The following is a 3818-nucleotide window of genomic DNA, read 5'->3' as shown; positions in this document are numbered from 1 at the left end:
TGGTAGTACTTCTCCTTGTCCTAGGTGCAATCAGCTTTATTATAGCGGTTCTTTCCTTAAAAAAAGATAGTCATTAATTTAAATGGGGACATTCCTCAAAAAATCAATAAATTGTTGGATAGTTGAGGAATGTCCCTTTTTCTACTTATTGTCATTACCGGATTGCAGACGAATCATATTCCTCTATTGAAGACAAATTATTGGTGCTATTTTGCCCCCCGATAGCATATATTTTCCCATTGACCACCTCTGTTTTAAAGCCATATCTTGCATCAGACATTGCTGCTTTTGATATCCAAGTATCAGATATAGGATCATACTCTTCTGTCGTATTCAAATAATCCCCGGTATAGCCACCTATGGTATAAATTTTTCCATCAAGTACTTCTGTTTGAAAATAAGCCCTTAAAGCAGTCATAGGTGCTTTTGAGGTCCATGTATCGGTCACAGGGTCGTATTCTTCTACCGAAGATAAATAATTATCATAGTTATATCCTCCAATGGCGTAAATCTTTCCATTAGTCACTTGTGTCTTAATGTCATGTCTTTTATCAGACATTGCTGCCTTTACTGTCCATGCATCACATATAGGATCGTATTCTTCTACTGACGATAAGTCCCCGCTGCTACCGTTTCCTCCTAGAATATAGATTTTCCCGTTAACCGCTTCAGCTTGTGAAGAGGCTCTTGTAACAGACATTGAATCCTTTGTAGTCCATGTATCGGATACAGGGTCATACTCTTCTACTGAAGATAAGAAATTTCTATTAACCCCACCAATAGCATAGATTTTCCCATTAACTACTTTAGTTTGAAAATAAATCCTTGGACTAGACATTGATTCCTTTTCTGTCCATGTATCAGTCACTGGGTCATATTCTTCTACCGAAGATAGTATACCACTGTAACCCATTCCTCCAATAGCGTAAAGCTTTCCGTTCACTGCGTCCATTTGAAAAACTGCTCTCGGAGTAGACATTGGTGCCTTTGTTGTCCATATGTTGCTCACAGGATCATACACTTCTACTGAAGATAAATAACCCGTACTGTTTTGGCCACCAATTACATAGATCTTTCCGTCAATCACCTCTGTTTGAAACCAAGATCTAGGACTAGACATTGATGCTTTCATTGTCCATGCACCTGCACTACCAGCAGATACAATTTGTAGTGAGCATAAAAGCACCATCAATACTACGAAAGTAATATAATTCATTTTCAAAAAAATTTTGTTTTTCATGTAATATTCATCCAATCTAATTTATTATATAATTAAATTATAGCTTAATGTATTAAATTGTCAATTATAATGAACACATATAATGATATATCCTTCCGATAAATGTGGCTCCTGCCAAGCCTAAAAATAGTGCAATATTGCTAACACAAACAAACGTACCAAGGTATGCTTGAAATTTATATCTTAGAGCAGGTATTGTAATCAATATAATTACATAACAGGACTAAATATCAATCAATTCAGCACAAAGGTGTTGACTGTTGTGCCCTGTATCCTAGGGGGACGCTTCTGGTTTTATGAACATCTCTCCCCCCAGCTTATGGGAACGCTCCTTACTTTAATGAATTTCCGAAGCTGAGGCAGGGACTCTTGCATGGCATAAATTCAGGAGCGTCCCCTGTTCTCCTGTTTTTAAAGTATGTTGGGTGTAAATTCACAAAAAGGCAGGCCCAAGACGAGCCTGAATCTTGGATTTAATGGGTGTCTGTACATAGCATAGCAAAAAACAGGACTGTCCCCGTTCCGATGTGACGTCGACAACCCCGTCCCCTTATCACCACATCATCTTCCTATGCCCTGAGACTGATCCTCCTCAGCAGCATTCTCTCCATTGCAGAAGCCCGTCTGGCTGGACTGTAAGCTTGAAGCCTCCCGGCCCGTGCATTGTGACTCGATATTCCCTGACGATTCCTGCTTTGACATAGAATTTAATTTTTGATTAAAATATGCAAACCTTTCGTCGAAGTAGCTGTTAATCTGGCTTTGACTTATAGAATCAGCTTCATCCCTCATGTTCTCCATGTTTTGTCTCATTTCCTCCTTTACCTTTTTGGCTTGCTCTCTTCCAAAGGCAAAGGCATCTTTTTCAACAGGCTGATTCCTGTATTGCTCAGGGTTTTGCTTTGGGCCTATATATTTGCCCTTTAGGTTATCCTCCCATAGCTTAACCTCTTCCTTGTTATCATGGTTAACCCTGCCTTCCACAGCGTCATACTGATATGCATGTCTGCCCTCATGAATTACGGCCTCAAGCATCTTATCAGGGTCATCCCCATATTGATTGCTGTTAATATGTATTATCCTGTCATCATTCGTATACTTGCCCCGTAAAAAAAAACCATTGTCCTGCCCTCCCATGTCGTACCGCATCACAAGGCAGGGAGCCCTGTTCTGCCGTGAAGCCATTTCATTTTCTATGGCCTGAAGTGCCTGTTCCTTTTCCTCATTGTTCAAATTCTTCCATGTGCTTTCCTCCAAGCAGCATAAGCTATCATTATATTTCATAGGCCTCCTCCAATAATACAGATCAACAACATTACATTACACTTCCATGCTTAAGGAATTCCAGAGCTTGTTCAGGCTCCCTTATAGCCCAGTCAAGGGAAATAAGGGCAGCAGGATATGCCAATCCCCTCTTTTCCATCAGCTTAAAGGCATTTAGCCCCACAACCCCCACATCGGTTTCTGTCCTGTCGCAAAGCCACCTGTCAAAGGCTGCCTTCAGGCGCATGTCCAGCCTCATAAGGCCATCAGCCGTTACCTCCGCCTCGTAAGGGGTATATCCCAGTTCTTCCGCCAGTATCTTTTTTATCCTGTCCTTCATAAACCGACCCTCATTCCATATAAAAATATTTATCCTTATATAGCCTTATGCTCCTGCCAGCATCCATGAGGGAGCACGGCAAGGGAGCATATGAGCAACATTATAAAATAGCAAACCGCCTTATGTCCTGCGAAAAAGCCAAAGTTCATAAATATTCCGGGGGTAATAATTGTCCTCTTTTAACCCATTGAGGAAGGTATCAATGCTTTCTCTGAAGCCCATTTTATCATTCAATTATCAAAATTCTACAAATATTTACTTTATTAAACCACATATAATTACAGTTGTCTAGTGTATGGGGACATTCCTCAAAAAATCATCAAATTATTGGATGGTTGAGGAATGTCCCCATCCCTACTATGCATAAAGCGCGCCTTGATAGCTGTCCTTTATCTTGTTCTATCTCTCTCAAAAGCTTTTGAGAATAAATATAAATATAAAATTGTTGAAAGAGATAAGGTCACTCCACCCGACATATATTGCCCAGCAAAGACCTGCCCAAAAGAAAGTATGAATATTATTAAATATGCTATGAACACAATTGTACGTTTTACCTTTAACCTCATCCTTTTTCGCATTATACATTCTACAGAAAAAACTATACTGATAGGGCTTATTATATAACAAACGAGAGTCAGCGATATGCCTATCTTTGAATAAATATCAAAAAAAGCAATAGTCGCTAACATCATAACGATTACAAATATTATAACTACAGAGAAGATAGTATATATGCAAGGCCAAAATAGGAGATGGGGACGCTCCTGTTTTTAAAGCATATTTGGATGTAAATTCACAAAAAGGCAGGCCCAAGACGATCCTGAAGCTTGGGTTTAAGGGGGCTCTTTATATAGAAAAAACAGGAGCGTCCCCTAAATCGTTGTTCGTATTAATTTGGATAATCCCAAAAGGCCGCAGGAATTAATAACGCAGATATCATCTCTGCCATTTATCAAAGGAATACGGCAAGAGCAA

The 3818-nt window shown here is 39.5% G+C and carries 3 protein-coding genes; all 3 read right to left on the bottom strand.

Annotation, left to right across the window (positions count from 1 at the left end):
• Positions 1-154: 154 nt before the first annotated feature.
• The 3 genes from DFR58_RS21410 to DFR58_RS21400 all read right to left on the bottom strand — a co-directional run bounded on the left by DFR58_RS21410 (position 155) and on the right by DFR58_RS21400 (position 2843).
• A complete protein-coding gene (locus DFR58_RS21410; protein ID WP_114300491.1) occupies positions 155-1240 on the bottom strand; it encodes a Kelch repeat-containing protein in 1086 nt (361 codons plus the stop codon).
• 561 nt (positions 1241-1801) lie between these two features.
• Positions 1802-2524, bottom strand: coding sequence for a hypothetical protein (locus DFR58_RS21405; protein WP_114300490.1), 723 nt, complete (start codon positions 2522-2524; stop codon positions 1802-1804).
• 31 nt (positions 2525-2555) lie between these two features.
• The gene (locus tag DFR58_RS21400) at positions 2556-2843 is read right to left on the bottom strand and encodes a hypothetical protein (RefSeq protein ID WP_114300489.1); all 288 of its coding nucleotides are present in this window, start codon (positions 2841-2843) and stop codon (positions 2556-2558) included.
• Positions 2844-3818 lie beyond the last annotated feature (975 nt).

The organism is Anaerobacterium chartisolvens, from assembly GCF_003337415.1.
GTDB classification, from domain to species: domain Bacteria; phylum Bacillota; class Clostridia; order Acetivibrionales; family DSM-27016; genus Anaerobacterium; species Anaerobacterium chartisolvens.
The sequence above is the reverse complement of the archived record's forward strand: the minus strand, read 5'-3'. Positions and strand labels throughout refer to the sequence as shown.

Bases quoted from the DNA above. Each gene is read 5' to 3' on its own strand.
- DFR58_RS21410 (WP_114300491.1), bottom strand. From the start codon at position 1,240: ATGAAAAACAAAATTTTTTTGAAAATGAATTATATTACTTTCGTAGTA.
- DFR58_RS21405 (WP_114300490.1), bottom strand. From the start codon at position 2,524: ATGAAATATAATGATAGCTTATGCTGCTTGGAGGAAAGCACATGGAAG.
- DFR58_RS21400 (WP_114300489.1), bottom strand. From the start codon at position 2,843: ATGAAGGACAGGATAAAAAAGATACTGGCGGAAGAACTGGGATATACC.